The 24,789-nt window shown below is 70.4% G+C and carries 20 protein-coding genes; 17 read left to right on the top strand and 3 right to left on the bottom strand.

The window, feature by feature from the left end; all coding sequences use genetic code 11:
* Positions 1-75 precede the first annotated feature (75 nt).
* Together AC3WXD_RS30890 and AC3WXD_RS30885 are read right to left on the bottom strand one after the other, a co-directional pair.
* Entirely contained in the window at positions 76-1,743 is a 1,668-nt protein-coding gene (locus AC3WXD_RS30890) for a ShlB/FhaC/HecB family hemolysin secretion/activation protein (protein WP_020204981.1), read from the bottom strand.
* A 205-nt stretch (positions 1,744-1,948) separates the two neighbouring features.
* Positions 1,949-3,481 carry a collagen-like triple helix repeat-containing protein gene (locus tag AC3WXD_RS30885; RefSeq protein ID WP_492325365.1) on the bottom strand — a complete coding sequence of 511 codons (1,533 nt, stop codon included), beginning with the start codon at positions 3,479-3,481 and terminating at the stop codon, positions 1,949-1,951.
* Between the two features lie 618 nt (positions 3,482-4,099).
* On the opposite strand from AC3WXD_RS30885, the gene AC3WXD_RS30880 reads away from it, so the two are divergent.
* From AC3WXD_RS30880 to AC3WXD_RS30810, 15 genes are all read left to right on the top strand, one after another.
* Positions 4,100-5,281 carry a collagen-like triple helix repeat-containing protein gene (locus AC3WXD_RS30880; RefSeq protein ID WP_492325364.1) on the top strand — a complete coding sequence of 394 codons (1,182 nt, stop codon included), beginning with the start codon at positions 4,100-4,102 and terminating at the stop codon, positions 5,279-5,281.
* A gap of 349 nt (positions 5,282-5,630) precedes the next feature.
* The gene (locus AC3WXD_RS30875) at positions 5,631-5,807 is read left to right on the top strand and encodes a Flp family type IVb pilin (protein WP_020204978.1); all 177 of its coding nucleotides are present in this window, start codon (positions 5,631-5,633) and stop codon (positions 5,805-5,807) included.
* A 5-nt stretch (positions 5,808-5,812) separates the two neighbouring features.
* Positions 5,813-6,319 (top strand): A24 family peptidase, encoded by a 507-nt coding sequence (locus AC3WXD_RS30870; RefSeq protein WP_029044020.1) that lies wholly within the window; start codon positions 5,813-5,815, stop codon positions 6,317-6,319.
* Between the two features lie 60 nt (positions 6,320-6,379).
* On the top strand, positions 6,380-6,844 hold the full coding sequence (locus AC3WXD_RS30865) for a TadE/TadG family type IV pilus assembly protein (protein ID WP_020204976.1): 465 nt from the start codon (positions 6,380-6,382) through the stop codon (positions 6,842-6,844).
* Positions 6,845-6,929: 85 nt separating this feature from the next.
* A complete protein-coding gene (gene cpaB, locus AC3WXD_RS30860) occupies positions 6,930-7,889 on the top strand; it encodes a Flp pilus assembly protein CpaB (protein WP_492325363.1) in 960 nt (319 codons plus the stop codon).
* A gap of 85 nt (positions 7,890-7,974) precedes the next feature.
* Positions 7,975-9,327, top strand: a complete 1,353-nt coding sequence (locus AC3WXD_RS30855) for a type II and III secretion system protein family protein (protein ID WP_492325362.1) — start codon at positions 7,975-7,977, stop codon at positions 9,325-9,327.
* Positions 9,328-9,368: 41 nt separating this feature from the next.
* On the top strand, positions 9,369-10,586 hold the full coding sequence (locus AC3WXD_RS30850; RefSeq protein WP_043367051.1) for a CpaE/TadZ family protein: 1,218 nt from the start codon (positions 9,369-9,371) through the stop codon (positions 10,584-10,586).
* 1 nt (position 10,587) lies between these two features.
* Complete coding sequence (locus AC3WXD_RS30845; RefSeq protein ID WP_020204972.1) at positions 10,588-11,907, top strand: TadA family conjugal transfer-associated ATPase; 1,320 nt, start codon at positions 10,588-10,590, stop codon at positions 11,905-11,907.
* On the top strand, positions 11,900-12,826 hold the full coding sequence (locus tag AC3WXD_RS30840) for a type II secretion system F family protein (protein WP_454733827.1): 927 nt from the start codon (positions 11,900-11,902) through the stop codon (positions 12,824-12,826). The genes AC3WXD_RS30845 and AC3WXD_RS30840 overlap by 8 nt, the downstream gene beginning before the upstream one ends.
* Before the next feature lie 11 nt (positions 12,827-12,837).
* Complete coding sequence (locus tag AC3WXD_RS30835; protein ID WP_492325361.1) at positions 12,838-13,869, top strand: type II secretion system F family protein; 1,032 nt, start codon at positions 12,838-12,840, stop codon at positions 13,867-13,869.
* A complete protein-coding gene (locus AC3WXD_RS30830) occupies positions 13,866-14,726 on the top strand; it encodes a tetratricopeptide repeat protein (protein ID WP_492325360.1) in 861 nt (286 codons plus the stop codon). Before AC3WXD_RS30835 ends, AC3WXD_RS30830 begins: the two co-directional genes overlap by 4 nt.
* Positions 14,727-14,809: 83 nt before the next feature.
* Positions 14,810-15,178: a DUF3613 domain-containing protein gene (locus tag AC3WXD_RS30825; RefSeq protein ID WP_492325359.1), complete on the top strand. Its 369-nt coding sequence runs from the start codon at positions 14,810-14,812 to the stop codon at positions 15,176-15,178.
* Entirely contained in the window at positions 15,175-16,911 is a 1,737-nt protein-coding gene (locus tag AC3WXD_RS30820) for a TadG family pilus assembly protein (RefSeq protein WP_492325358.1), read from the top strand. Before AC3WXD_RS30825 ends, AC3WXD_RS30820 begins: the two co-directional genes overlap by 4 nt.
* 45 nt (positions 16,912-16,956) lie before the next feature.
* Positions 16,957-18,327 carry a sigma 54-interacting transcriptional regulator gene (locus tag AC3WXD_RS30815; protein ID WP_492325357.1) on the top strand — a complete coding sequence of 457 codons (1,371 nt, stop codon included), beginning with the start codon at positions 16,957-16,959 and terminating at the stop codon, positions 18,325-18,327.
* A gap of 259 nt (positions 18,328-18,586) precedes the next feature.
* On the top strand, positions 18,587-19,822 hold the full coding sequence (locus AC3WXD_RS30810; RefSeq protein ID WP_492325356.1) for a Fic family protein: 1,236 nt from the start codon (positions 18,587-18,589) through the stop codon (positions 19,820-19,822).
* Between the two features lie 74 nt (positions 19,823-19,896).
* Here the strand turns inward: AC3WXD_RS30810 and AC3WXD_RS30805 are convergent, their stop codons facing one another.
* Positions 19,897-20,241 (bottom strand): YgiW/YdeI family stress tolerance OB fold protein, encoded by a 345-nt coding sequence (locus tag AC3WXD_RS30805; RefSeq protein WP_020206834.1) that lies wholly within the window; start codon positions 20,239-20,241, stop codon positions 19,897-19,899.
* A gap of 235 nt (positions 20,242-20,476) precedes the next feature.
* Here AC3WXD_RS30805 and AC3WXD_RS30800 point away from each other — a divergent pair, with 235 nt between their 5' ends.
* Positions 20,477-21,622, top strand: coding sequence for an exonuclease SbcCD subunit D (locus tag AC3WXD_RS30800; protein ID WP_492325355.1), 1,146 nt, complete (start codon positions 20,477-20,479; stop codon positions 21,620-21,622).
* Entirely contained in the window at positions 21,619-24,708 is a 3,090-nt protein-coding gene (locus AC3WXD_RS30795; protein ID WP_492325354.1) for an AAA family ATPase, read from the top strand. Before AC3WXD_RS30800 ends, AC3WXD_RS30795 begins: the two co-directional genes overlap by 4 nt.
* Positions 24,709-24,789: the final 81 nt, after the last annotated feature.

The following is a 24,789-nucleotide window of genomic DNA, read 5'->3' as shown; positions in this document are numbered from 1 at the left end:
GCCGTCAGCCGCGGCGCTGCCGCCGGTTCAGGAGGATCTGCGCAAACCGCCGTTGAAACGGCGTTGTCCGCGCCATCACTCGAACTGGTAGGAGTAGGTCGCGTTCAGGCGCGGCGAGCGCCGCGCGGCATTGACCGGCTTGTCGCCGACCGGCTGGGCGACCGACAGGTCCAGCGAGTAGTAGCGCCGGTCGGAAAAGCGCAGGCCGATGGCCACCGAGGACAGCGTGCGGTGCACCAGCGACACGCTGTTCGAATACACGCGCGCCATGTCGAACCACACATAGGGCTGGATCGTCTTCAGGTAGGTCAGCCCCGGCGTGAACAGCCGGTTGATCTCCGCCGACGCGCCCCAGCCCTTGTCGCCCGCCACTTCGCCGGGCGGGTAGCCGAGGCCGAAGAAGCGCCCGCCGAAGCTGATCTGCTCGCTCGAGGCCAGGCGCTGCGCGCTGTACTGCCCGGCGGCCGACACCGCCACGCCGAAGCCCAGCGGCAGGTCGGTCGCCTGCGACGCGATCAGCCGCGTGCGCAGGAAGCTCAGGTCGTTGACGTTGTTCTCGCGCAGCGCGCCGAGCGCGTCGATGCCCTTGTAGACGCCGAGCGTGGCGCTGCGCGTCTGGCCCTCCTGCCGCTGCACGTAGGACAGCTCCGCGCTCAGCACGCGCACGTGCGTGGTCAGCGCGATCTGGCGGTCGGTGCCGGCCTGCGTATAGCGCTCGAACTGGTCGTTGGCATAGACGCCGCCGGTGGCCGTGAGCGAGTGCGCGTTGTTGAGGATGACCGGATAGCTCAGCGTGCCGCCCAGGCGCTTGGTGTCGTTCACGTAGCGCGAGTTGAAGCCGAGCTGCTCCAGCGTGCCGTTCTCGGGCACGCCGCGGTAGTGCGACGCGCTCAGCCGCGCGATCATGCCTTCGGTGCCGATCGGCTGGCCGTAGCTGGCCACGTAGTATTCCTCGTGGTCCGGCCCCTTCGGCACCAGCGCCGACACCGACAGCTGCTCGCCCAGCGGCGTGAGGCCGTTGGTGGTGGCGGTGACGACGCCGCGGATGCCGGGCGAGCGGTAATCGAGCGCGGTGCCGAACGTGAAGGGCTTGCGCTTGACGTCGAGCACCATCTCGCAGGCGCCGTCGGTGGTCTGCGGCGGCTGCACGGTGGCGGCCACCTGCACGCCCGGCTGCAGCGCCAGCACGTTGACGTAGTGCTCGAAGGTCTCGCGGCGCAGCGGCGTGTCCTCCTTGAGCTTGTCGGCGATGGCGCGCAGGCGGGCTTCGACCGGGCCCGCCTCGCCGCGCACCGTGACCGTGGCGACGTGCCCCTCCACCACGGTGACGATCACGTTGCCGTTCTCGAAGCTCTGCGCCGGCACGAAGGCGAAGGACAGCGGATAGCCGCGCTGCTGGTACATGTCGGTGACTTCCTTGGCCGTTTCCAGCAACTGCGCCACCGTGATCTCCTTGCCCGCCAGCGGCGAGAACTTCGCCGCGATCTCCGCGAACGGGATCGCCTTCACGCCTTCGATCTGGAAGCGCTGCGGCGTGAGCTTGCTCGACAGCAGGTTCTGCAGCGCCGAATCGGGCCGCTCCACCTGGACCGTGACCTTGCTCTCGGGAGGACGCGCCGGCGCGATGCTCGGCAGGGTCTGCGTGGGATCGCCCTGGACCGGGCTGCGCGGCTCGGCGCCGGCGCCGTGGCAGGCGGCGAGGCCGAGTGCCAAGGCGGCGGCGCGCAGGCGTGTGTGCGTCATGGTCTTACCCCTGGATTTTCCGTTAAACCTGCTTGCGGCTGTCACGCGCCGTGCCAATCGCGCCGGGGGGGCCGCTATCCCCGGCGGTACCGCATGGCCATCGCGTTCTGTTGTGTCGGGCGGCTCGCGCCGCGCTCACTCTTGTATTTCGCATGCCATTGCCTGTCAAGGCACGGCATGCGCTGCTGCGTGGCGGAGCGCGGGATCAGCGCTTGCCGCCGAGGTTGCCGAGGCCGCCGAGCAATCCGCCCACCAGGCCCGTCACCGGCGCGAGCGGCTTGCTGCCGCCCGCGCTGCCGGCACCGCTGGTGCCGCCGCTGCTCGCGCCGTTGCCGCCGGTCAGTCCCGCGACGAGGCCCGTTACCGGAGCCAGCGGATTGCCGCCGGCGCCGGCCGCGCTGCCTGCGTTGCCTGCCGCGCCGGAGACCGCGCCCACCAGGCCGCTGACCAGACCCGTGACGGGCGCGAGCGGATTGCCCGCGCCGCCGCCGGCCGCGCCGCCGAGATTGCCGAGGCCGCCCGTAAGACCACTGGTGAGACCGCTGACCAGGCTGGTGACGGGCGCGAGCGGGTTGTTCGCGGCGCCGCCGGCACCGCCACCGAGTCCGCCGAGACCGCCGGTAAGGCCGCCAACGAGGCCCGTGACCGGCGCGAGCGGGTTGCTCGTGCCACTGCCGCCGCCAAGGCCGCCCGTGAGTCCGCCCAGCAGGCCGGCGACCGGTGCCAGCGGATTGCCGCCCGCGCTGCCGCTGGGGTTGTAGACCGCGCCGCCGAGGGCCGCCACCGTGGTGCCCGCGCCGGCCACGATGCCGCCGACGCCGGATACCACCGGCGTGTCGGTCTGCTTGACCGTGTTGCCGATCTGCGCGATGCCGCCGCCCAGCGTCGTCAGCAGGTTGTTCACCGGCGCGCCGAGGCCGGTGGCCGCGCCAAGCGTCTGCGTGGCGCTGGTGAGCTGCGAGGTCAGCGGCACGATCAGCTTGCTGACGCCGCCGGTGACTTGTTCGACCGGGCCGGTCGACAGCGCCTGGCCGAGCTTGCCGCCCACGCCGTTGACGGCGGTGCCGAGTTGCGACACCAGCGAGCCGACCGGCGTCGTCACCGCGCCCAGCGGCGCCAGCGGGCCGCTGCCCAGGCCGCTGACCAGCGCGCCCGCGTTGGTCACGGCGTTGCCCACCTGACTCACCACGCCGCCGGTGCTGGCCACCGTGGTGCCGAGCGGGTTGGCGGCATTGGGCATGTTGCCCAGCCCGTCCTGCACGCCGGTGCCCAGCGTGCTCACCGCCGCGCCGAGCGAGCCGATCACGCCGCCCAGGCCATTCTTCGATTCGGTGGAGAGGATGGGCAGGTTGGTGTTCTTGATCTGCGTGCCGAGGTCGCTCACCACGTTGCCGGTGGTAGTCACCACGTTGCCGGCCTGGTTGACGATCTGGCTGGTCGGCGTCAGCGCGGCCGGCGTGGTGCCGCCGCCGTTGTTGCCACCGTTATTGCCACCATTGCTGCCGCCGCTGTCGCCCCCGTTGCTGCCCCCGTTATTGCCGGCGTTGTTCCCGCCGTTGCTGCCGCCGCCCGTGCCCGTACCTGCGCCGGTACCTGCGCCGGTACCTGCGCCAGTGCCCGCGCCGGTGCCTGCGCCGCTGCCGGTGTCCATCGACGTCGTGCCGCCGCCACTGGCGCAGCCGCCGAGTGCCAGAAGGGTGCCGAGCAGGGTGGTGACGATGATCTGTTGAGTACGCATGACCTTTTCCTTTTTTCCCGTCGTTTAAATCACGGTGCGCATTGGCGCGTCGTGTTGCACTCCTTTGCGCAAAGGGTGTGCCAGAGCGGGCCGGCATGCGCGCGCGGCACCTGCCGAAATCTCTCCAGCCCTTGCCACGCATGGGTTTCGGGAGGATGAGACATGGCCGGAAAAGGACCAGACATGGGCCCCGCGCGGGGTCTTTCCGCGTTACGCGTTACGTAACGTGGCGGCCCGCGCACGGAACAACGCCGGCCTGCGGACCCCCGCCGCGAGAACGAAGGAAAGCCGGCGCGCGGAACGTCGCGAGGGAACACGTTACGTAGCACGTAACACGCCGGCGGCAGCGAAGCACCGTGCCCCGGCGCGCGCCACGCGGCCAGGCGGCGGCGCGCTGGCCCGCGTGCGGCAACGGTTTGCGGCGCGCCGCGCGGCTGCCCGGCGGCGCGTGTCCGGCGCGTGCCGGACGGATGGCACGCAGCTTGCGGTAATGGCATCCGACAAGCACCGCGCACGGCGCAACGCCAGCGTCGCGGGCCCGGTCCCCGAGCCAACCAAGAAAGCCGTTCGCAGAACAACCGCTAGCACAACCTTCCGCGAGGAAGACCAGGAGATCCCATGAAAGCGCAATCCGCCCCGATGTCGGCCGTGACCCTCGCCTGTGCTGCCGCACTCATGCTGCTGGCCGGCTGCTCCTCCGGCGGGTCCGGCAGCGGCGCCAGCCCCGCCACGCCGACCGCGCCCTCGACGCCGACCACGCCCACCACGCCGACCAGCGCTGACACGACGCCCACGGCGAAGGTCACGGAAGGCGTGGGCAACACGGTGATCGCCGCGGGCAATGCCGTGAGCGACATCGGCAAGCAGATCCAGAACACGCCGCTGCCGCTGGTGCCGGAAGCCACGCGCAACAGTCTCGGCGGCGTGGTGGTGAATGCCGGCGACACGGTCGGCGCGCTCGGCGCGGGCGTGCGCGACGGACTCGGCAAGATGGGCGCGGTGGCCGACCCGCTCGGCGTGACGGTGGCCAGCACCGGCAACGTGGTGCAGAAGGCGGGCGTCACGGTATCGAGCGCGGGCGATCTCGTCAGCAGTCTCGGCACCGGCCCGCTCGCGCCGCTGGGCGCCGTGACCACGCCGGTGGGCGGGCTGGTCAACCAGGTCGGCGGCGTGGTGACGATGGCCGGCGGCACGCTCGGCCAGGCACTGTCGACCGGCCCGGTGGCGCAGGTGACGGGCAGCGTGAGCAAGGCCATCGTGCCGCTGACCACGCAGCTCACCGACGCCACGCAGATGGCCGGCGGCGCCACCGGCCTGGGCGGCCCGCTCGGCAACCTGCTGGCCACGCTCGGCAACTCGGTGGCCAGCGGCGGCAGCCTGATCACCAATACGCACGCCCCGATCGTGTCCAGCCTCGGCGGCGTCGTGACCGAGGCCGGCAAGACCGTTGCCGCGGTCGGCGGGGTCGTGAACGGTCCCGGCTCGGGCAGCGCCACCAGCCCGCTCGGCGGCCTGCTCAACCTGCCGGGCCTCGGCGGTGCCGCCGGTGGCAGTGGCGGCGGCAATCCGCTCGGCGGCCTGCTCGGCAACCTGCCGGTCGTCGGCGCGGTGGCCGGCGGCGCGGGTGGTTCGGGTGGCAGCGGCGCCGCCGCGGGCGCTCTCGCGCCAGTGACCGGCCTTCTCGCGCCCGTTACCGGATTGCTCGGTGGCTTGCGCAATACGGCAGCGGGCGCTGGCGGAAATGCCAGCGGCGCGCTGCCCGGATTGCCGAATCTGCTCGGTGGTCTGACTTCACACTGATAAAAGTTTTATTTAATTCTCTATTGATTTCGCCTTTATGGTGCGCAGTCGTCCTTACCCCGCGGCTGCGCATCCTTTTACACCGCTGCGCCGGATGGCTTCATCCGGATGGGTGTGGCATCCGGCGCAATTAGTGGTTTTGCTCTTTAAAAACGCACTGTTTTCAAACGGCCGTCAGCCATTAAGCTGAAACAAATATAACCCGAAGGGGGGGTATGGTTGATACATGGCTTTGAACTATAAATTCTCTCACCAGCGTTACTGCTCGATACTAGCCAGGCCAAAAGAGCCCGGCGGTGTCGGAGGGGTAAGCGGACGTTGGGTAACTAAACCTATACGGAGTGACATCATGAAAAAGGCTTTGGCGGGCTTCATCAGGGACGAACGGGGTGCTACTGCAATTGAGTACGGGTTGATTGTGGGGCTGGTCGCATTGGGGATCACCGTGGCTGCAAAGGGACTGGCTACCGATATTGGTACCTTCTTCCAGGCTATCGGCACGAAAATTACAACTATTCTCACCTGATCTAGGTGCTTACCCTTATTGCCGCACTATTCTGCGCGGCGATCATCTGGACCGATTTCGCTTATCGAAAAGTGCCCAATGCCGTGCTGATTGCCGCTATGGCGGCGGTCGGCCTGGCGTTCCCACTCGGCTTGATTCCGGAGCCGGGTCTCGCCTCTCGATTGCTCGGATTCACACTCGGCCTGCTAGTCATGCTGCCTTTCTATGTGCTCGGGCAGATGGGCGCGGGTGACGTCAAATTCTTCGCCGTGGCGGGTCTGCTGACCGGCCCGGTGGGGCTGGTGACGGTGTGGGTCGTGGGCAGCCTGCTGGCTTTCGTGCACGCCTTGCTGGTACGTGCGCGGGAGACGGTGGTCGTGAGGGTATGGGCAGACCATGTGGCGGGCTTGCTGCGGCGCTTGGCAGGCACCGCGCCATCGGTCTCGACAGGGCAGGCAAACGAGGTCAGGGGCATTCCATATGCCGCTTACCTCGCGGTCGGTTTGCTGGTCTGGATGATGCTCGGGAAGTAGGTGTCGCAGTCCGCGCCACCGGTTCGGCGCAAGAAGAACTAAAGCACAACCGGGTGAAGTATGTCATTGCGGGGAAATCACGCCGTGCGGACGCGCTCGTCCGGCGCGGCCGCGCTCGAATTCGCCATCGTATTGCCGATCTTGCTGGCAATGGTGATTGGCATCGTCTATTTCGGGGTCGTCCTGGCGATGCAGCAGGTGCTCACGCTTGCTGCCGAGGAAGGCGCGCGCGCGGCCCTGCGCTATCCCGCAGGGGCCACCGGCAATAACGCCGCGGCAACGCAGGCGTTGAGAGTGAGCGCGGCCTCGGCGACCGCCCTTGCCACCTTGCCGGCATCCATCCGGAATGCCGTTTCTTCCAGCAACGTTGCGCAGACCGTCGCCTGCGCGAACCCGGGCGGCTCGGTCTGCGTCAAGGTCACTCTGAACCTGCCTTCCGGCGCGATCCTGCCCGTCGTGCCGGGCGTGCCGATGCCCGCCACGCTCACCGGCAGCGCCACCGTGCAGCTTGCTCCCGACACATGAACACCAGACCGCCGAGGCCGCGGCCTGACGCGCCTGCCCGCATGCGGCGAGGCCGCGTGCCGCTCAACCGAAACAGAGAGTCCACATGACCAGCAAACAGATTCGCGTGTTCGCCATCGCGCTGCTCGTCCTCGCGCTGCTGCTGGCGCTGCTGGCGTGGCGCGTGGCGCGCACGCCGGCCAAGCCGGCGGCGCCGGTGGCTGCTGCCGCCGAGCTGCATGCCGTGGTGATCACCGTCAAGCCGATCGAAGCGGGCAAGCCGGTTCCCGCCGACGCGCTCAAAGTCGAGCAACTGCCGATCAACCCGACCGGCGCGTACACCGACGTGGCGCGCGTCGCCGGGCAGATCCCGCTGGTCGGCATCGGCGCCAACGTGCCCGTGCTCGAAAGCCAGTTGCTTGCCGGGCTGGCTTCGCAGGTGAAGGAAGGCGAGCGCGCGGTGGCCGTCGCCGTCGATGAGGTGATCGGCGTGGGCAACCAGGTGCAGCCCGGCGATTTCGTCGACGTGTTCGCCGTGTTCCGCCGCGACGGCCAGGAGATCGAAGGCAGCCAGGCGCGCCTGCTGCTGGCGCGCCTGCGCGTGCTGGCCTACGGCGCGGGCACCGTGATCGAGACCGCCAAGCCCGCCCCGGACCAGATGATGGTGCGCCGCGAGGGCGCCAAGACCGCCGTGCTGGCGGTGCCCGTGGCCGACGTCGGCAAGCTGGCGCTGGGGCAGCAGAGCGGACGCCTGCTGCTGGCGCTGCGCAATCCGGAAGACGGCAGCGTGCCGGCCGAGAACCTGCTTGCCGAGCCGGCGCCCGCGCTGCAGGCCCGGCTGCCGGCCGGCGCGCCGGCCGTGCTCACCGCGTCCGACCGGGCCGTGGCCGGGGTGGCGCTGGCAAGCCTGGCCGGCGTGGCCGGCGCCGCCCGGCGCGAGCAGGCCGCGCCCCGGCCGGCGCCGGCGGCCGCGTCCGCCGTGCCGGCGCCGCGGAGCCGCATGGCGAGCAGCGTGGCGCAGAACAGTGTCGAGGTGATCCGCGGCGGCAAGCGCGAGATCGAATGAAGCAAGGCCCCGCGGCCGTCCATGCGTGTCACGCTGGCGAGCCGCGGCGCTTTTCGGACAGTCATACTTTCTGGATAGCCGATTGATGAAATCCCTTCTTGCCGGCGCAGCCACCCTTGCCGTCTGCTGCGCCGTTTCCACCGCCTGGGCGCAGCAGGCGGAGAGTCCGCGGGAGCTGCGGCTCGTGGTCGGCAGCCAGCGGCAGCTGCAGCTGGCCCAGCCGCTGGAGCGCGTCGCCATCGGCAATCCGGCGGTGGCCGACGCCCTGCTGCTGAAGAACCGCGCCGGCGCCAACGGCGTGCTGGTGGTAGCCAAGAAGCCCGGCGCGACCGACCTGATGGTGTGGACGCGCGGCGAGTCGGCGCGGACCATCCATGTCCAGGTGGACGCCACCGAGGCCGAGGCCGACGGCGCCGGCGTGGCCGTGTCGGGCGCGGGCGCCGACATCAGCGGCCAGTCGCGCGATGCGCAGTCGGCCTGGCGCGCGCAGCAGCTGGCGCGCGCGGCCACCGCCGGCGCGGAAGGCAAGGGCGGCATGGTGGCAGACCGCTCGACCATTCCCGTCAGCGGCACCGTGCAGGTGGACGTGAAGGTGGTGGAGATCAGCAAGACGGTGCTCAAGGAGGTCGGCTTCAATTTCTATCGCAACAACGGCGGCTTCGCCTTCGGCACGTTCGCGCCGTCGTCGCTGAACAAGTTCACCTTCACGCCGGGCGCGAACGGCACCGGCTCGCTGAGCACGGACGTCAGCCTGCCGATCAGCAGCGCCTTCAACCTCGTCGCGGCGTCGTTCTCGCGCGGCATCTTCGCCAACCTGAGCCTGCTGGAAAGCAACGGCATGGCGCGCGTGCTGGCCGAGCCCAGCCTGGTGGCGCTGTCGGGCCAGAGCGCGAGCTTTCTCGCCGGCGGCGAGATTCCGATCCCGGTGCCGCAGGCGCTGGGCACCACCACGATCCAGTTCAAGCCGTTCGGCATCGGCCTGAGCGTGACGCCCACGATCCTGTCCAAGGACCGCATCGCGCTCAAGGTGGCGCCCGAAGCGAGCGATCTCGATCCCTCGCGCGGCGTCTCGATCAACGGCACGCTGGTGCCCGGCATCGTCACGCGCCGCGCCGACACCACGGTGGAGCTGGGCGACGGCGAGAGTTTCGTGATCGGCGGCCTGGTCAGCCGCAACACGGTCAGCAACGTCAGCAAGGTACCGTTCCTCGGCGACCTGCCGATCATCGGCACCTTCTTTCGCAACCTGAATTTCAACCAGGAGGACCGCGAGCTGATGATCGTGGTCACGCCGCGCCTGGTGCGCCCGCTGGCCAAGGGCGCGGCGGCGGTGGCCGCGGTCACCGAGGACGGCCGCACCAGCGGCAACCCCAATGTGTGGGGCTGGTACGTGCTGGGCGAATACGTCGATCCCACCCTGCCGGGCTTCTCGAAATGAATCCCGGCGCGGCGGACGAAGGCACGGAGCGGCAGGCGCAGATGGGCTATTTCCTCTTCAACGCGGCGCAGCCCGAACCACGGCAATGGCTGTCGGCCGCGCTCTCCAGCCTGGGCCAGCTGGCGGTCGAGCCCGGCCCGCAGGACGTGTTCCTGGAACAGATCGCCACCATCAACCCGGGCATGGTGTTCCTGCATTTTTCGCGCGAGCAGGCGCTGGCCTCGGGCCGGCTCGCCGAGCAGGTGACGCGGCTCTATCCGGGGCTGCCGCTGGTGGCCGTGGGCAATGCCGGCGAGCCCGAGATCATGCTCGCGGCGCTGCGCGGCGGCGCCAAGGATTTCATCGACATGACCGCGCCGCCGGGCGGCGCGGTGGAGATCGTGCGCCGGCTGCTGACCGTGCGCGGCCAGGCCGAGCCCGCGCGGCGCGGCAAGGTGGTGGCGGTGCTGGGCGCGCGCGTGGGCGTGGGCGCGACCACGCTGGCGACCAACCTGGCCGCGGCGGTGCGCAAGCGCTGCCACGGCGAGGTGCTGCTGATGGACCTGGGCCTGCCGGCGCGCGACGGCTCGCTCTACATGAACATCAACCCCGGCTTTCATTTCGTCGAGGGCGTGCGCAACCTGCGCCGCTTCGACCAGGTCTTCGTGCAGACCGCGCTGGCGCGCCACGGCAACGGCGTGGTGGTGCTGCCGCTGCCGGCCACGCTGGCGGAGCTGCGCGACATCTCCTTCATGGAGGCGCTGGGCCTGCTCAACCGCCTGCGCGCGTTCTTCGACCTGCAGGTGGTGGACCTGGGCGGGTTCAGCAACATCGAGTTCATGGCGCACCTGGTCAAGGCCGCCGACACGGTGCTGCTGATGGTGGATCAGGGCGTGGGCGCCATCGTCTCGGCGGCCGAGCTGTTGCAGGAGCTGAAGAAGCGCGAGGTGGAACGGGAAGACCTGCACCTGCTGGTCTCGCGTTTCGACGCGCGCCTGGGCGTGGATGCGCAGCAGATCGCGCAACGGCTGGAGGCCACGTCGGTCGGCACCTTGCCCGACCGGCGCGAGCCGCTGGTGCTGGCGCTCAACCGTGGCGTGGTGCTGGCCGACGACAGCCCCGCCGATCCGTATGTCCGTGCCGTTGGCCAGCTGGTGGACAAGCTGGGATACCGTGCCGGCACCGCAAGCGAAGCCGGCTTGCTGGGCCGGGTAAAAGAAAAGCTGCCCGAAGCGCTGCGCGCCATGCGCGCGTTGCGCGCTGAGCGGGCTGGGAACTGACATGTCGCAAGCCATTGAATTCTCCGACAACGCCGCCGCGCCGTTTCCTGCATCGCAGGAATTCCAGAACATCAAGGAGGCGGCCCACGAGCACCTGCTCACCCGGATCGAGGAGCTCGGCGCGGAGTTCGGGCGCTGGTCGCGCACCGCGATCAACCGCTTCGTCGATCTGGAGCTGGAGAGCTTCACGCGGCTGCGCCGGATCCCGATCAACGAGGTCGAGCTGCACCAGATCGCCGAGGCGCTGACCAAGGAGCTGGCCGGCTTCGGCCCGATCGAGGACCTGCTCAACGATCCGGCGGTGGAGGACATTCTCGTCAACGGCCACCTCGACGTGTACGTGTCGCGCCACGGCGTGCTGGAGCGCATCCCGGTGCGCTTCGCCGACAACGGCCACCTGCTGCGCATCGTGCGCCGCATCCTCGCGCCGATCGGGCGCCGCCTGGACGAATCGAACCCGATGGTCGACGCGCGCCTGCCGGACGGCGGCCGCATCAACGTGGTGATCCCGCCGCTGGCGCTGGCCGGGCCGGTGGTGTCGATCCGCAAGTTCCGCAAGGACCCGCTCACGCCGGCGGACCTGCAGGCGCTCGGCACCATGAGCCCGGAGGTCAGCGAACTGCTCGAAGCCGCGGTCAAGGCGCGCTGCAATATCCTCGTCAGCGGCGGCACCAGCTCGGGCAAGACCTCGCTGCTCAACGCGCTGGCCACCTTCGTGCCCGACGGCGAGCGCGTGATCACCATCGAGGACACCGCCGAGCTGGCGCTGAACCACCCGCACGTGGTGCGCCTGGAGAGCCGCCCCGGCGGCTTCGAGGGCACCGGCGTGGTATCGATCCGCGACCTGCTGCGCAACAGCCTGCGCATGCGGCCGGACCGCATCATCGTGGGCGAAGTGCGCGGCGGCGAAGTGCTGGAGATGCTGCAGGCCATGAGCACCGGCCACGACGGCTCGATGGGCACGATCCACTCCAGCAGCCCGCGCGAATGCCTGTACCGGCTCGAGATGCTGGCCGGCTTTGCCGGCTTCCAGGGCAGCGAGTCCAGCCTGCGCCGGCAGATCGCCAACGCCATCGACTTCATCGTGCAGATTGGCCGGCTCTCCAACGGCAAGCGGCGCATCCTCTCCGTCACCGAGGTGACGGGCCTGGGCGACAACATCATCTCCACGCAGGAGCTCTATCGCCACGAGCCCTATACCGGGCCCGACGGCATCGAGGTGGACCGCTGGCTGTCGCTGGGCATCCTGCCGCATTCGCCGAAGCTCGCGCGCATGCGCCCGGCGGCCGGCTTCGGCCTCGACGACCGCTTCGATGTCTAGCGCTGCCCTGGCCGTCGCCGCGGCCGCGCTCGTGGTGCTGGGCCTGGGCCTGCTGCTGCTGGCCAGCGCCCGCGCCCGCGCGCAGGACGAGAGCGCGCGCGCCTTCCTGCGCGCGCAGACCGAGCAGGTCAAGGCACGCTACGCGGCCGCGCCCGAGCCGCAGGCCGGCAAGAAGCGCAACGATCTCGGCCGGCGCTGGGAAGAATTGCTGCGCCGGGCCGACCTGGCGCCCACGCGGCGCGCCTATTCGCTGGCCGCCGCGGTGGTCGTCTGCGTGGCGCTGCTGGCCGCCGCCGCCGGCGGCGTGCTGGCGGCGCTGACGGCGCTGTTCCTGACGCTGCTGCTGATGTATTTCCTGCTGTGGAACCGGGCGCGCCGCGCCGGCCAGAAGCTGCGCCGGCAACTGCCGTCGTTCCTCGACGCGGTGGTGCGCATGATGAGCATCGGCAGCAGCGTGCCGGCCGCCTTCCAGACCGCCATCGGCAACACCGAGCCGCCGCTGCGGCAGTGCCTGGTGCAGGCCATCCACCTGCAGCGCGCCGGCAAGGAACTGGACCAGGCGGTTCTGCAGGTGGCGCGCGTCTATCGCGTGGACGAACTGATGCTGCTGTCGTCCGTGCTGCGCCTGGCCACGCGCTACGGCGGCCGCGCCGACATCGTGATGGAGCGCACCGCGGCCTTCATGCGCGACCGCGAGCAGGCCCAGCAGGAACTGTATGCGCTGTCCGCGGAGACGCGCCTGTCGGCGTGGGTGCTGGGGCTGTTGCCGCTGGTGGTGGGCGGGATGATGTTCGTGATGAACGCGGCCTACATCATGATGATGTGGCGCGATCCCGGCGGCAAGACGCTGCTGCTGGTCGCGCTGGCGCTCGAGGTGGTCGGGGCGGCCATGCTCTATCGCCTGGCCAGGTCGGTATAGGGGCGGCGCGCATGGACAGCATCACCCTGATCTCGCTGAGCCTGGGCCTTGCCGCGCTGGGCCTCGCCGCGCTCGCGCTGCCGCTGGTGAGCCAGTGGCGCCAGCGCCTGCGCGCCACGCGCACCATCGACGCGGCGCTCTCGCGCCAGGCCGCGGTGGCGGCGGCCGGCGCCGCGGCAGCGCCGCCCGCGCCGGGCGACGCCGCGCCCGCGGCTGCGGCAGCGGCCACGGCTGCCCCCGCCCAGCGCGCCGGGGCCGGCATCGGCGCCAGGCTGGGCGGCCAGTTGAGCGGGCGCTTCGACCAGCGCTGGCTGAACTCCCCGCTGGGCAAGGCCGTGGTCACGGCCGAGGAAGAGCGCCTGCTCGAGCAATGCGGCTTTTATGGCGACAAGGCCCGGGCCGTGTTCGGCGGCCTGCGCGTGTCGGTGCCGGCGGCGCTGGCCGCGGCGGCCTTCGCCTGGCGCCTGCCTTCGCTGAGCGGCGCCGTGTTCTGGGCCTTCGCCGTGTTCGCGCTGGCGTTTCTCGTGCCCAAATGGATCCTGCAGCGCCGCGCGTCGAACCGGCTGCGCCGCCTGGAGGACGAACTGCCGGTGCTGGTCGACATGCTGCGCCTGCTGCAGGGCGTGGGCCTGTCGATCGACCAGAGCCTGCAGGTGATCGTGGCGGAGTTCGGCAGCATGCTGCGCGTGATCGGGCCGGAGCTGATGCGCGCCAACCAGCAGTTCGCCACCGGGCGCTCGCGCGAGCAGACCTTGCAGCGCATCGGCCGGCTGTTCGACAGCGAGGACCTGAAGAGCCTGATCACCATGCTGACCCAGGTGGACCGCTTCGGCGGCGCGGTGCAGGAGCCGCTGCGCCAGTTCGGGCTGCGCCTGCAGGAGACGCGCAAGGCGCGCATGAAGGAGCAGGTCGGCAAGCTCACGGTAAAGATGACGGCGGTGATGGTGGTGACCATGCTGCCGGTATTGCTGATCATCACCGCCGGCCCCGGCTTCCTGGGCGTGGCGCGGATGCTGACGCATTTGTCGGGGGGAACGAGATGACGGGACGAGACGACAGGACCGGCGCGCGCCGCCGCTGGGCGTGGGCGCTGCTGCCGGCGCTGGCCGCCGCGGCGCTGTCGGGCTGCGGTGCCAGCCTGGCCAGCCGCATGAGCGAGCAGGCCGATGCCCAGGTGGAACTGTCCAGGCTGCGCGACAAGCAGGACCGCGCCGGCTATGACGACAAGACGGTTTATCTGGGGCTGATCGGCAAGATGCAGGAGGAGGGCCTGTACTTTGCCTCGCTCGCGCATATCGACGTGTACGAGAAGCGCTTCGGCGCCAACCCCGAACTGACGCTGATGCGCGCCGACGCACTGCGCGAGACCAGCCAGGACGCGCAGGCGGTGCAGGCCTACCGCAGCCTCGCCGGGACCACGGCGCAGGCGCGTGCCTACCACGGCCTGGGGCTGATCGCCGGGCGCCAGAACAACTTTGCCGGCGCCGCCGCCGAGTTCCGCCGCGCGGCGCAGGCCGATCCCACCAACCCGCAGGTGGCCAACGACCTCGGCTACGCGCTGATGCGCACCGGCGCGCTGGCCGAGGCGCGCGTGCCGGTCATGCAGGCGCTGCAGCTCGACGGCAAGAACCCGCGCGTGGTCAGCAACGCGGCGGTGTGGCTTGCCGCCGACGGCAAGCCCGACCAGGCCGCATCGCTGATGCAGCGCGCGGCCCTGCCGGAGGCCACGCGCAAGGCCGTGATGCAGGAAGCGGAGCGCGTCAGGCGCGCCAGCGCGCAGCATGCCCGCGCGGCAGCACCCGGCGCGACGCTGGCCGCCGCCGCGCCGGGCGCCGCCACCGCGGCCGTGGCCGGCCCCAGCCATCTGCGCCTGACCGACATCGGCCAGGCCACGCCATGAACGCCCGGCATGCCGCCGCGCGGCCGGCGTTCGCGAGTCACCAGGCGCTGCCCGCTGTCCGGGCGCGCATCCAGGAGCCATTCATGACACGGACCACCGCATCGAAGAACCTGCATGCCGCCTGCCGCCGCGGGCTGGCGCTCGCCGTGGCCCTCTTGGCCGCGGGCCCGCTCTGCGCCCAGACCGAGGTCACGCGCCAGGCGCGCCCCGCGCGGCAGGAAGTCGGCGCCACCACGCGCAATATCCTCGAGATCCAGCGCAACGGCACGCAGGGCGGACAACTGCTGCCGCTGCGGGGCGAGCAGGCCGCGCTGTCCTACCCGCGCTACATGGCCACGTTCAGCTATCCGATTCCGGAGTTCTATACGGGCCAGACATCGTCGCAACGGGGCAGCGGCATGACGGCCGGCGCAACCGGAGCTGCCGGCGCGACCGGAGCGGCCGGGCGATGACGCGCATGGGCTCGTCCTGCATCGGCATGCGCGGACGCGCGCAGCGCGGGGCCATCGGCGTGCTGGGCGCCCTGCTGCTGGTGACGGTGGTGGTGGGCGCGCTGGTGTCGATCGACGTGGGCCATGTGTTCTACCGCCAGCGGGAGCTGCAGAAGGTTGCCGACATGGCCGCGCTGGCCGGCGCCCAGCAGCTCAAGCAGGCGGGGCCGTCCGCCACGGTTTCCGCCAACGTGCTCGCCGCCACGCAGGCGGCCGGCACGCAGAACGGCTACGGGGGCGCGGCCGCGGCCGGCTGCGCCAGCCCGGCCGCGGGTGCTGCCGACGGCATGAACGTGTGCATGGGCGTGTGGGACCCGGCCTATACGTCCGGCAGCGATACGGCGCGGCATTTCAAGGCTGGCTACGACGCCAATGCGCAGTCGGTCTCGGCCAACGCGGTGCAGGTGGTGGTCACGCAGACCGTGCCGATCCTGTTCGTGATTCCGGGCGGTACCTCGCGCCAGCTGCGCGCGGAGGCCATCGCCAATGCGAGTCCGCCGGTGGCGTCGTTTTCGCTGGGCAGCGGGCTGCTGGATTTTCAGTCCGCCAACAGTCTGCTGGGCACGTTGCTGGGCACCGCCGTCAATTTCTCGGTGCTGGACTGGAATGGGCTGCTCAACACCACGGTCACGCTGGACCAGCTGCGGCTCAAGCTCGGCCTTGGTTCCGTCGACGAGTTGCTGAAGACCTCGCTGTCGATCCAGCAGTTCTATGCGCTGGTGCTGGGTGCGGCGGGCAAGGACGCGCTGCTGTCCACCGCGCTTGGCAGCCCGCCCACGAAGCTGGGCGTGGGCGGCGCGGCGGTGGATGTGGGGCTGGGCAAGCTGCTCAATCTGGGCGTGCTGGCGCCGGCGGCGTCGTCGGCCGCGGATGTCGGCCTGAGCGTGGCCAATCTGTTGATGCTGGGGGCGCAGGTGGCCAATGGCAACTCCGCCATCCCAGTTGGACTCAATCTCAAGCTTCCTGACAACATCGCATCGGTAGCCGCGAACCTGTATATCGTTCAGCCGCCGGTTTCCGCGGTGGGACCCGCAAGGCAATTGAGCAGCGCACCGCCGACATGGCAAACCACGGCTCACACGGCGGCGGTCGGCCTGGGGCTTGTTGTCGGGCTCAATGTTGGCGGAGGCGTCCTGCCCCAGCTTGTCACCCTGAATGTGCCGCTATATGTGGAGGTCGCAGAGGCCACCGCCTCGTTGCAGAGTGTGCAGTGTGCTGCCAAGAAAGCGGATTGCCGGGCAACGCTGGGTGTCAATACGGGCGTCGTCAAGGCCTGCCTGGCAGTTCAAAACGGAAGCGGATGCGCATCGGGGCCGGTGACGATGGCAGATGTGAACGTCATCGGGGTCCTTAGCCTGTCGGTTGTTGCCTCGGGCAGTCCGCGGACGAACAAAGTCCCGGTCAATACGTCAACCGTCACGCTGGCGCCCGGCCAGACAGCGACTGTGGGTACGACTCAGTTGCTGGGTGGCGTAGTGGCAGATGTTCTGGACAACTTGAATATGGTAATCACCGTAAAGGTGCTGGGTATTCCAGTGACGCTGCCACTTCCTCTGGGTTCTTTGCTGAGTCCACTGTTTTCTCTGCTCGACCCTATTGTCAGTGCGTTGCTCGGTGGGCTCGGAATGCAGATAGGCACCGGGACCGTCTGGCTGAACGACATCGACTGCAACAACGCCGAACTGGTGTTCTGAAGAACAAGCCATGCAACAGGCGAATCGCGATACGGCGGAAGAAAGATGAAAACAGATCGCTGGGCCTACGAGAGCCTTGAAGTCTATGTGTGGGAAGGCAAGTACGACATTGCCGACCGCGTGGCGCGCTTTCTGTCGCCGCTCGGGGTAGACGTGATCCGCGCCGGCGCGCTGGAAGCCTTGCCGGCGGAGCCGCGCACCAAGCCGTGCGTGGCGGTGATCAGCGTGTCGGTGATCGGCGCGGCGAAGTTCACCGCGCTGGACTGGGAGGCCGCGCACGGCATGCCGGTGATCTGGGTCGCGGCGCCGGGGCGGGAGACCGATCCGGGGCGTTTCCCGGCGGAATACGCGCATATCCTGTCCGACGATTTCACCGGCCCCGACCTGCGCAACCAGATCGGCAAGCTGCTGCCGCAGTTGCTGGCCGCGGCCGAGACCGGCAACACCGGCGCGGAACTGGTGGCGGAGTCGGCGGCCATGCAGCAGTTCCTGGCGCAGGTGGACACGTTCGCCGACTTCAGCAGCAACGTGATGCTGTACGGCGAGACCGGCGCGGGCAAGGAGCGCATCGCGCAGCTTTTCCACGAGCGCAACAACATCTACGGCAAGGGGCCGTTCGTCGCGGTGAACTGCGGCGCGATTCCCGACGGGCTGTTCGAGTCGCAGTTCTTCGGCCATGCCAAGGGCGCGTTCACGGGCGCGATGTTCGCGCACCGCGGCTTTTTCGAGCAGGCCAACGGCGGCACGCTGTTCCTCGACGAAATCGGCGACCTGCCGCTGTTCCAGCAGGTCAAGCTGCTGCGCGTGCTGGAAGAGAACGCGCTCACGCGGCTGGGTTCGACCATGCCGGTGAAGCTGGACTTCCGCCTGGTGGCGGCCACCAACAAGGACCTGCGCGAGGCGGTGTCGCAAGGGCGCTTCCGCGCGGATCTCTATTTCCGCCTGGCGGTGATCGAGCTGCGCCTGCCCAGCCTGGAGGAGCGCGGCGCGGTCGACAAGGTGGCGCTGCTGATCTCGTTCCTCAAGCAGATGCTCGGGCCGTCCGGCTTCGAGGCCTTGCCGCCGGTGCCGGACTGGCTCAAGGGCGCGGTGGGCACGGCGTTCTTCACCGGCAACGTGCGCGAGCTGCGCAACCTCGCCGAGCGCGTCGGCATCACGGTGCAGCAGACCGGCCACTGGGACGAGGCGCGCATCCGGCCGCTGTTCCGCCGCCTGCGCCCGGGAGCGTTCGACGGCAACGAGCGCACCGCTGACTGGCGCGGCGAGACCGAGGAGCGCCGCCGCATCGTGGCGGCGCTCGACGCCAACAGCTGGCGGCGCCAGGATACGGCGGCCAGCCTCGGCATCAGCCGCAAGGTGCTGTGGGAGAAGATGCGCAAGTTCCAGATCGCGGACAACGAGGCCGAGCCGGCGTGAGGCCGGGCGCGCCCCGGAAGGTTTTCCTGTCGCGCTGGCAGGCGCTGACTGCCCGGCAGCGTATCGGAAGACGTTGCGTGGCCGGCTGGAAATCCCCCGCAGGCGGTGGCTTGCGGGAGATCTTCCTTTCGGACTGGGCATCCCGATCCGAGGGACGGGCAATCCGGCAGGATAACCGGCACAAAAGGTACGATGATGCGCTCCGGTTTCCAATATAAGTTATTGTATATACTACGGAAATTATCCGGAATGATCCGGCATGGAAACCGGCATGACATCCGTTCCAGGCACGACCATTGCCATCTACGACAGTCCTCATCAGTTCGAGCCGCCGCTGCCCCAGAAGCGGCTCGATGAGCTTGTCGCGAAAACGCGCGCTGTCTTCGAAAAGGCGCATGAGCTACGCGGCGCGTTGTGCCCGCCGGCGCGCGAGGCACTGCGCGAGCTGGTGCGGGAAATGAACTCGTACTACTCGAATCGGATCGAGGGGCAGAGCACGCATCCCGCGAACGTGAGCAAGGCCCTGAAAAGGGACTTTTCCGACGATCCGGAGATCGCCCAGCGCCAGCGCATCGCCGTGGCGCACATCGAGGCCGAAAGGGAGCTTGAAGCGGAGCTTGAAGCGCTCCATCTGACCGAGGCCCAGGCCTTGCGCAGCGATTTCCTGCTGCGCGCCCACCGCAGCCTCTATGGGCGCCTGTCCGCCGAGGACCGGACGACATCCGAAGGGCGCATCGTCGAGCCCGGCCAGATCCGGGAGGCGGACGTGTCGGTTGGACGGCACCACGCGCCAGCGTTCGCCTCGCTGCCAAAGTTCCTGGCCCGCATGGATCAGGTGTATGGGCAGGCACAGGGTGTCGACAACGTGCTCACGATGATCGCCGCGGCCCATCACCGCACCGTGTGGACCCACCCGTTCCTCGACGGCAATGGCCGCGCGGCGCGGTTGCAGACCCATACCGCGCTCAGCCGGCTTAGCGACGGCCTCTGGTCGGTCAACCGGGGCCTCGCGCGGAACCGGGACAGGTATTACGAGCGGCTTTCCAACGCGGACATGCCGAGGCATGGCGATCTGGATGGACGCGGCAATCTCAGCGAGAAGATGTTGTGGGAATGGTGTGACTACTTCATCGACCTGTGCGAGGACCAGGTGAGCTTCATGGCCCGCATGTTCGACGTCGGCGGTCTGCGAGACCGGGTCAAAGCCCTGGTCCTGGTGCGCAGCCAGTCGGCGGAATTTCGGGACTATCGTACCGAGGCCGTGCTCCCGCTGCTTCACGTTCTCCTGAGCGGCAGCGTGTCTCGTGGCGACTTCTCGCAGATGACCGGCCTGGGCGAGCGCGCCGCGCGCAAGATCATCTCGCAGTTGCTGAGGGACGGGCTGCTGGTGAGCCAGTCCCACAGGGCAGAGTTGCGGATTGGCTTCCCGCTGGATGCCTTGAATATTCTGTTTCCCAACCTCTACCCCGAAGCCGCGGCGGCAAATATCGATTGACCGGCAAACCGTGCGCGGGCCGCGGGTTTCCCCATTTTTCGGGAGTGCGGCCCGGCTCGCAGGCGCAAGCCCGCTCAGAGCACGCGAACCTGCTTGACCTTGAACTTGGGTTCGCCCACCCAGTCCTTGTCGTACTCGCCGGTCAGCTCCACCTTGGTGGCGGCGCCGACAGGCTGCCCGGCCGGCCACAGCTTGTGCTTGATCTTGACGCGCATCTGCCCGGTGCCGTCGTCGAAGCTGTAGAGTTCATCGCCCACGTGGCTGACGATCTGCCCGCGCAGCACCGCCGGCTGGTCGTCCTTGCCCTGCGCCTGCAGGCTCTTGACGGTGGCGGCGGGCACCGCGGACGGGCCGGTGTACTGTGCCTGCGCGGCGACGGTTGCGGCGGCGAGTGCGGTGGCGATCAGAATGCGTTTCATGTTGTTCTCCTGGTTGTGCCTGGTTGTGCCTGGTTATGCGCGCGCGTGCCCGGAATGGCCCGGCGTGCCGGGGCTGGCGCCTTTGCACCAGCATGCGTGCATTGTGCGCAGCGCGCGCTGAACCGAAGCTGAACGCCGCGCCGGCGGCGTTTATCATGTCGCCTGCCGCGGCCGGCCCTTATCCTCATGCTTCATGGGCGGCCGTGCCCCGCACAGGTCATCAAGGAATTCCACATTGCGTTTTCTCCACACTGCCGACTGGCATCTCGGGCGCGTCTTTCACGCGCGCAGCCTGCTCGAAGACCAGGCCTGGGTGCTCGACCAGTTCGTGGCGCTGGTCCGCGAGCACAAGCCGGACGCGGTGCTGATCGCCGGCGACGTCTATGACCGCGCGGTGCCGCCGCCCGAGGCGGTGGCGCTGCTCGACGACGTGCTGGCGCGCATCGTGGTGGACGCGGGCGTGCCGGTGGTGATGATCGCCGGCAACCACGATAGCGCGCAGCGGCTCGGTTTCGGCGCGCGGCTGCTGACCGCGCAGGGCCTGCACGTGGCGGGCCGCACCGAGCGCGAGGCGGCCTGCGTGACCTTGTCCGACGCGCACGGTGAAGTGCGCATCTATGCCTTGCCCTATGCCGAGCCCGCCACGGTGCGCGATGCCTTCGGCGTGGACGTGCCCGGCCACGAGGCCGCGCTCGCGGCCCGCCTCGACGCGATCCGCGCCAGCCATCCCGCGCAGGCACGCTCGGTGGTGGTGGCGCACGCCTTCGTCATCGGCGGCGAGGCCAGCGAATCCGAGCGGCCGCTTTCGGTGGGCGGCAGCGGGGCGGTGGCGGCGGGCGTGTTCGACGGCTTCGACCTGGTCGCGCTCGGCCACCTGCACCGGCCGCAGACGCTGGGCGGGCGCATCCGCTATTCGGGCTCGCTGCTGAAATACTCGCTGTCGGAAGCCGCGCACGCCAAGTCGGTCTCGCTGATCGAACTGGGCGCCAATGGCGAGGTTGCCATCGAGGAGATCGCGCTGGCCCCGCGGCGCGACCTGCGCATCCTCGAGGGTGAACTGGCCGCGCTGGTGGCGCAGGGCGCCGCCGATCCGCGGCGCGACGACTATATCCACGCCGTGCTGACCGATACCGGCGCCTTGCTGGACCCGATGGCGCGCCTGCGCCAGGCCTATCCCAACGCGCTGGCGATCGAGCGCGCGGTGCTGTCGCGCGCCGGCGAGGCCAGCGCCGCCGGCCAGCGCCTGCGCCAGCTCGACACCGGCGAGCTGTTCGCCAGCTTTTTCAAGGAAGTCGCCGACGAGGACCTGGATGAAGACCAGCGCCGCGCGCTGACGCAGGTGCTCGACGGCATCGCCGCGGCCGACAGGGAGTCCGCATGAGGCCGCTGCATCTGGCGCTGCAGGCGTTCGGCCCGTTCGCGGCCCGCGAGGAAATCGATTTCAGCCGGCTCGGCGAGCAGGCGTTCTTCCTGATCCACGGCCCCACCGGCGCCGGCAAGACCACCTTGCTCGACGCGATCTGCTTCGCGCTCTATGGCGACACTTCGGGCGGCGAGCGCAGCGCGCAGGACATGCGCAGCGCCAACGCCGATCCGGGCCTGCGCACCGAGGTGACGTTCGAGTTCAGCCTCGGCGCGCAGCGCTACCGCGTCACGCGCTCGCCCGCGCAGGAGCGTCCCAAGCTGCGCGGCGGCGGCACGGTCAAGGAAACGCCCAAGGCTCAGCTCGATGCGCTGGAGGCGGCCGGCTGGACCAGCAAGGCCAGCCAGCCCAGCCGCGTCGACGAATTCGTGCGCAACCTGCTGGGCTTCGACAGCAGCCAGTTCCGCCAGGTGATCGTGCTGCCGCAGGGGCGTTTCCGCGAACTGCTCACGGCGGATTCAAAAAGCCGCCAGGCGATTCTCGAGCGCCTGTTCCGCACCGAGCTGTACCGGCGCGTGGAGGAACTGCTCAAGGGGCAGGCGGCGGCCATCCGCCAGCAGGCCGAGCGGCTGCGCATCGAGCAGTCGGCCTTGCTGCAGCAATACGAGCTCGAATCCGCCGAGGCGCTGCGCGTGCAGGTGGCGGCGCTGCAATCCGGGCTGGAAGACCTGGCGCGGCAGGAAACCGCCGCGCGCGCCACGCTCGAGCACGCCCGGCTGGCGACGCAGCAGGGCGAGCAGGCCGACGCCCGCCTGCGCGAAGCACGCGAAGCCGAGGCGGCCCATGCGGCGCTGATGGCGCAGCAGGCCGAGGTGGAAGCCGTGCGGCTGCGCCTGCAGGCCGCGCGCCGCGCGGCGCAGGCGCAGCCGTTCGAGCAGCACTGGCAGCAAGCCGGGCACGATCACCGCCAGGCGCAGCAGGCGCTGGCGGCGGCGGGCGCGCGCGCGGATGCCTGCGCCGCCGTCTCGGCGCGCGCCGCCGCCGCGCTTGCCACGCAGGCCGGGCGCGCGGGCGAGCGCCAGCAGATGCAGAAGCAGGCGGCCGAGCTGGAGGCCATGCTGCCGCGTGCGCAGCGCCTTGGCGCGCTGCAAGCCGAATTGCAGCGCGCCGCCGCGGAGCAGGCCAGCGCGGCGGCGGCGCACGCGGCTGCCGCGCGCGCGCAGGAACAGGCCGCCGCGGCGATGCGCCAGGCCGAAGCCGGGCTGGCGCAGGCCGAGGCCGGCGCGCGCGGGCTGGAGGCGATCCGGCTCCGGCAGGCCGAACTGGCCCGCCAGGCCACGATGCTGGACAAATACGCCGCCGCGCTGGCGCAGGCGGAGCAGGGCCGCGCGCAGGCCGAAGCCGCGCACGGCGCCGCGCAGCGCGCCGCCACGCGGCAGGCGGCCGCCGCCGCGCATCTGCGCGAGACCGAGCGCGCATGGCGCGCGGGGCAGGCCGCGCGGCTGGCGGCTGGGCTGCGCGCCGGCGAGGCCTGCCCGGTGTGCGGCAGCGCCGCCCATCCGCAGCTTGCGCTGCAGTTCGACGCGCCGGTGCCCGACGAGGTCCTCGATCACGCGCGCGACGACGCCCGCGCCGCCGACCAGGCCGCGCACGAAGCCGCGGCCGGCGCGCAGTCGGCGCTGGCCGCGCTGACGTTGCGCCAGGATCAGCTGGCGGAGCTGCGCGCGGCGTTGGCATCGGCGGACATGCCCGCCGATGCCAACGCCGATGCCGCCGCGGACATCGGCGGCGCGCGGCAGGCGCTGGCCGAAAGCGGCAGCGCGCTGCGCGCCCAGCAGCAGGCGGCCGAAGCGGCCGAGGCGCGGCGCCTGCCGCTGGCCGCCGAGCTCGAGCGCCAGCGCGCCGCGCTCACCGCGGCCGAGGCCGCCATCCGCGGCGCCGATGCCACCGCGCAGGGGGCCGCGCAGCGCCACGCCCGGCTGCAAGGCGAATGGGAGGCCGCCAGCGCGCAGGTGCCGCCGGAGCGCCGCGATCCCGCCCAGCTGGAACATGCGCTGGCGCGCGCGCGGCAGGAACTGGCCGCCGCCGAGGCCGCGCTGGCCGAGGCCCAGGCCGCCGACAAGCAGGCCGGCGCGGACCTGGCCGCGGCCCAGGCCGCGCAAGCCGCGGCGCAGGCCAGCGTTGCCGGCGGCGCGCAGCGCGAGGCGCAGGCGCGCGCGGCCTTCGACGGCGCGCTCGCGCAGGCCGGGTTTGCCACGCCGCAGGCCTATGCCGAGGCACGCCTGCCCGAGGCGGAGTCAGCGCAGCTTGAAACCCGCATCCAGCGCTTCGACCGCGACGTGGCCGCCGCCGCCGACCGCCGCGCGCGCGCCACGGCCGCCGCGCGCGACCTGGCGGCGCCCGATCTCGACGCGCTGCGCCAGGCCCAGGCGGCCGCGGCAAGCGCGCTGGAGGCGCTGGTCCGCCAGCAGGCCGACCTGCACCGCAGCCGCGAGAACCTGCTGCAATGCCAGCAGCGCCTGGACCGGCTCGCCGCCGACGGCGCCGACATCGAGCGCCGCTATGCCGTGCTCGGGCGCCTGTCCGAGGTGGCCAACGGCAACAACCCGCGCCGCATCACCTTCCAGCGCTTCGTGCTGGCCACGCTGCTCGACGAGGTGCTGGAGGCCGCGTCGCTACGGCTGATGCGCATGAGCCGCAGCCGCTACGAACTGCAGCGCGTGCGCGAGCAGGGCGACCTGCGCGCGGCCGGCGGGCTCGATCTGGAGGTGTTCGACCACAACTCGGGCGTGGCGCGCCCGGCCAACACGCTGTCGGGCGGCGAGGGCTTCCTGGCCTCGCTGTCGCTGGCGCTGGGGCTGGCCGACGTGGTGCAGTCGCGCGCGGGCGGCATCCAGCTCGACACGCTGTTCGTCGACGAAGGTTTCGGCACGCTCGACCCGGAAAGCCTGGACTTCGCCATCCACACGCTGATCGACCTGCAGCAGGCGGGCCGGCTGGTGGGCATCATCTCGCACGTGGCGGAGCTGCGCGAGCGCATCGACGTGCGGCTGGAGATCCGGCCCGGCGCCGCCGGCAGCCGCGCCGAACTGCAATTGCCCTGAGCCTGCCCGGCGCGGCGCGGAAAAGCGTAAGCTGCGTAAGCGCTCGCCGCGCCGCGCCGGGGGTGTCCGGCTAACGCACAA

The organism is Cupriavidus sp. FW216-B1, from assembly GCF_058789195.1.
This window is presented reverse-complemented; position numbering and strand designations above follow the sequence as displayed.